The sequence below is a fragment of the Weizmannia acidilactici genome, assembly GCF_008974225.1.
GTDB lineage: Bacteria > Bacillota > Bacilli > Bacillales > Bacillaceae_C > Weizmannia > Weizmannia acidilactici.
This window is the reverse complement of record NZ_BKZR01000075.1, coordinates 1-4,600: the sequence shown is the minus strand read 5'-3', so window position 1 is coordinate 4,600 and position 4,600 is coordinate 1. Positions and strand designations below refer to the sequence as shown.

Here is a 4,600-nt window from a genome sequence, read left to right as displayed (position 1 = left end):
GACATGTCAATATGTATATTTATAAAAATATCATGACATTTTAAAAAATGCTTATATGTTTGTTTTCAAAATTAAGGATTTAAAGGTTTCCTTTGCGCATACAAATGTTATATAATATGTATATAACATTTGTATATCAGGAGGCAGTCATGGAGAACAAACCCATTTATCAGCAAATCCATGATGATTTGGTCCAAAAAATAGAGCGCGGATTTTATCAACCTCATGACCAAGTCCCATCAGAAAAAGAACTATGCGAAAAATATAATGTAAGCAGAATCACAGCAAAAAAAGCACTAGATCTCATTTCTTCGGAAGGATATATTGAACGGAAGCCAGGGAAAGGCTCCTTTGTAAAGCCTTCTCCCATTGTGAAGCATGGAACTTCTTCTTCAAAAAAAACCATCGCCTGCATATTGACAGAATTCCGTGACTTTGCTAACAAAATGCTGCACGTGATTGAAACTGCAGTCAGCAGCAGAGGAGATCACCTGATTCTAAAACTTACACATGGGAAAGGAGAACTGGAAAAGAAATACATTAAAGACTTAATTGACGAAGTGGACGGATTTATTATCATGCCTGCCCAAAACCAATATTTCAATGAAGAAATTCTCAAACTGGTCGTCCGAAAAATTCCTTTAGTGCTTGTGGACAGAATTTTAAAGGGGATACCGACTGTTTTCGTCGGCACAAATAATATCAGATCGAGTGAATTACTCATTTCTACTCTCATTGAGCAAGGGAAAAAAAGAATCGGCATCATCACACCGAATGAAAAAGGAACTTCTTCAGTCGAAGATAGAATTACAGGATGGGAAAATGCTTTATTGAAATATAACTTAGTTCCTGACAAGGCATTAAGATTATCAAATATTACCAGTACCATTCCGAGCAATGACTCAGAAAAAAACATTGCCGATGACCTGGACCATATTAAAAAGTATTTACGCGATAACAAAGGAAAAATAGATGCCATTTTTGCCGTTGAGTATAATATCCTTTTATTAGTCGAGCAGGCGATAAAAGAGTTACATGACAAACCGTTTCAATCGATTGAGCTGGTTTGTTTTGATGCTCCAAGTTCAAAATATTTTCCGAAGCACCACTACACGCATATAATGCAAAATGAAAAAAAGATAGGTGAAATTGCAGTAGAAAAATTGTATGAAATGTTTACCGAGCCTCTCCCGCCGCAGGAAATTTTAGTGGATGGCATTTTAATTTTAAAAGATCAATAATTTCCATACAGTTTTCATGGACGATCCAAACATGGGAGAGGGAATATTCTGCCCTCTCCTTTTCCTCATTTATTAACGTACTTTCCGCCGTTGTGTTCGGTATGAATTGCTTCCGTGCCCGCTTCCAAAGCGGTTTGATAATACCAGATTTTATGATTAATTTTTTCCAAATTTTTTTGAAGGTTTTTGATTTGTTCCTCCACGGCTTTTTTATGCTCTTCAAACATTTTGAGCCGGAGTGCCAGAGTGGAATCGCCTTCCATGCACCATTTTACAAATTCCCTAATTTCTTTAATTGACATGCCGGTTTCTTTTAAACAACTGATCACGCTTAAAAAAGAAAGATCACTATCTTTAAAAATTCTTATCCCGTTTTCTGTCCGATCCAAAAAAGGCAGCAGCCCCTGTTTGTCGTAATATCTTAAAGTATATTTAGAAAAACCGGTGATTTTTGCAACTTCTCCAATCGTGTAACGCATGATCCATTCCACCTCTGCTGCAAATCTTTTATTTTTCTATTATAAACCTAATCGTTGACTTAGAGTAAGGTCTAATCCCTAAAATAAGGTTGTGGGAAATTTTTTTAGGAGGAATTGCAATGAAACGAATTAATCTTGGCAAAAGCGGTATTTTGGGATCAGAGATTGCTTTAGGCTGCATGCGTATGGATGCGTTATCAGAAAAAGATGCTCAAACGATGATTGAAACGGCAGTCGAACACGGAATTAATTTCTTCGATCATGCGGATAAGTATGGCAAAGGGGAATCGGAAAGCATCTTTGCAAACGCTTTGAAGAATACGTCCATTAAGCGGGAAGATATCATTCTCCAATCAAAATGCGGTATCGAAGACCGGATGTACAATTTCTCCAAAGAGCACATTTTGGAAGCAGTTGATGGCAGCTTGCAACGGCTGAAGACGGACTACCTGGATATATTGCTGCTCCACCGCCCTGATCCGTTAATGGAACCGGAAGAAATTGCCGAGGCTTTTTCGATTCTCCAAAATTCCGGTAAAGTTCGCCAATTTGGCGTCAGCAACTTCCATCCTTACCAGGTTGACCTGGTGCAAAAATATATTTCACAAAAACTCATTGTCAATCAATTGCAGTTCAGCATTGCTCATACAGGCATGATTGATTTTGGAATGCATGTAAATATGAAAGACGAACGCAGCATCAACCATGATGGCGGTGTGCTGGAATATTCACGCCTGCATGATATTACAATCCAAGCCTGGTCCCCATTCCAATACGGTTTCTTTGAAGGCGTATTTATTGATAATCCGAAGTTCCCTGAATTGAACGAAAAACTGGGCCAATTAGCGGAAGAAAAAGGGGTTTCTAAAATGGCGATTGCAACTGCATGGATCCTCAAGCATCCGGCTAAAATTCAAGTGATTGTCGGAACCATGAATCCGGGCCGCCTGGAAAAAATTGCAGAAGCATCGAACATAGCCCTCACCCGCCAAGAATGGTACGATATCTATTTTGCTGCCGGTAATGATTTGCCATAAGCGTCTATCAAAAAGGACCCATTCGCAAACAAGCTTAAAATCCCATTTTAGGCGATCACTCCAAAAGAATGTGCCAAATTTCAATAAGCATTATAAAATTAGGTTGCATACCCTTCTCAGATAGATAGAAAAACAACAAGAATTGTAATCAGGTAAAGAAACCTAATCCTGGAATAGACAGCTGCTGAACAATAGAATGTCTATTCCAGGATTTATCATTCTTATTATAACCCGCGAATACTTATATTCTTGAAGTTTTTTTGTACAAAAGCCCCTCTCATTGGGCACTACTTTTCCTTTTCAATAACAATATTACTATCGGCAGGTACACATTTTTCAAATACATCCGGATTCCGGCTTATATAAGTGATTCTATGTCACCAAATTATCCCATCAAAAAAGAGAGGGCATTTTCTTTCTCCCTCTCACACGTCAAACATTCTCCTTATTCATTCGTAATTAATACTTTCAAAGCCTGATTCTCCGCCGCATTTCCAAACACTTCATACGCTTGCATGATATCTTGAAAGGCAAAGCGATGTGTGATCAACTGTTCCGGTTTCAATTTTTCGGATGTGACTGTTTTTAGCAACATCGGAGTTGTATTCGTGTTGACTAAACCGGTGGTCAAAGTAATATTGGAAATCCACAATTTTTCAATGTGGAATTCAACAGGTTTTCCATGTACGCCGACATTGGCGATATGCCCGCCCGGTTTCACAATATGCTGGCAAATATCAAAGGTTGCGGGGATTCCGACAGCTTCCATCGCAACGTCTACACCTTTGCCGTCCGTAAGTTCCATAATTTTTTGAATAGCTTTCCCATCACTGCTGTTTACCGTTTGCGTTGCGCCAAATTTCTTGGCAACTTCAAGCCGGTTATCGTCTAAATCTACCATAATGATTTCAGCAGGCGAATAAAATTGTGCAGTGAGGAGGGCTGCCATGCCAACAGGCCCTGATCCAACAATTGCTACGGTCTGCCCAGGCTGGACCTTTCCATTTAAGACGCCAATTTCAAATCCGGTCGGTAAAATATCACTTAACATGACGAGTGCATCTTCATCAGCGCCTTCCGGAATGTGGTACAAACTGTTATCGGCATGAGGGATTCTTACATACTCCGCTTGTGTACCGTCAATTAAATAGCCAAGGATCCAGCCGCCGTCCTCGCAATGGGCGTAAAGTCCCTTTTTACAATTATCACATTTCCCGCAGGATGTAATACAGGAAATCAACACATGATCGCCTTTTTTAAAGTTCTTTACGCCATCCCCGACTTCTTCAACAATTCCAACACCTTCATGCCCAAGAATCCTTCCATTTTCAACTTCCGGAAGATCCCCCAATAAAATGTGCAGATCAGTCCCGCAAATGGTCGTTTTCGTAACACGAACAATAACGTCTGTTGGCTGAAGCAATTCCGGTTTCGGTTTTTCTGCAAGTTCCTTTTTCCCCGGCCCAAGGTAAGTGAGCGCTTTCATAAATCTGCACCTCCGTTATTTGTGGTAAAACTTACAATGTTTATTTTACAACATGATGGCAGAAAATTTGTTAATGTTTTGTGAATAATTTAATTATTAACGAAGAAAACAATTTAATATTGAAAACAATTTCAAAGATATAAAGTGTACACCTTATTTAAAACAGAAAAAACGATTCTATTCTGAATAACCGATAAAATCCCCGTTTAAAATAAAATAGAGCTCCCCAGAAACAGAGGACATTTAAAAGCGGCGGGCACATCCCATTGACAGTGCCCCACCGCTTATCCTGTATATTCATCATTTAAGCGCTGCTTTTTCAGCGAAAGCAAGACAGCCTTTTCCTCATGTCTTGTT

At 39.2% G+C, this 4,600-nt stretch carries 4 protein-coding genes; 2 read left to right on the top strand and 2 right to left on the bottom strand.

What is annotated here, in order from left to right; genetic code table 11:
- Positions 1 to 149 precede the first annotated feature (149 nt).
- Positions 150 to 1,241 (top strand): GntR family transcriptional regulator, encoded by a 1,092-nt coding sequence (locus tag GBH70_RS16080; RefSeq protein ID WP_151681976.1) that lies wholly within the window; start codon positions 150 to 152, stop codon positions 1,239 to 1,241.
- A gap of 65 nt (positions 1,242 to 1,306) precedes the next feature.
- Here GBH70_RS16080 and GBH70_RS16075 read toward each other — a convergent pair whose 3' ends face one another.
- Positions 1,307 to 1,720 carry a MerR family transcriptional regulator gene (locus GBH70_RS16075; RefSeq protein ID WP_172967468.1) on the bottom strand — a complete coding sequence of 138 codons (414 nt, stop codon included), beginning with the start codon at positions 1,718 to 1,720 and terminating at the stop codon, positions 1,307 to 1,309.
- Positions 1,721 to 1,839: 119 nt separating this feature from the next.
- Between GBH70_RS16075 and GBH70_RS16070 the strand changes: the two genes are divergently transcribed.
- The gene (locus tag GBH70_RS16070) at positions 1,840 to 2,757 is read left to right on the top strand and encodes an aldo/keto reductase (RefSeq protein ID WP_151681975.1); all 918 of its coding nucleotides are present in this window, start codon (positions 1,840 to 1,842) and stop codon (positions 2,755 to 2,757) included.
- Positions 2,758 to 3,202: 445 nt separating this feature from the next.
- Here GBH70_RS16070 and GBH70_RS16065 read toward each other — a convergent pair whose 3' ends face one another.
- Complete coding sequence (locus tag GBH70_RS16065; protein WP_151681974.1) at positions 3,203 to 4,243, bottom strand: zinc-dependent alcohol dehydrogenase family protein; 1,041 nt, start codon at positions 4,241 to 4,243, stop codon at positions 3,203 to 3,205.
- Positions 4,244 to 4,600: the final 357 nt, after the last annotated feature.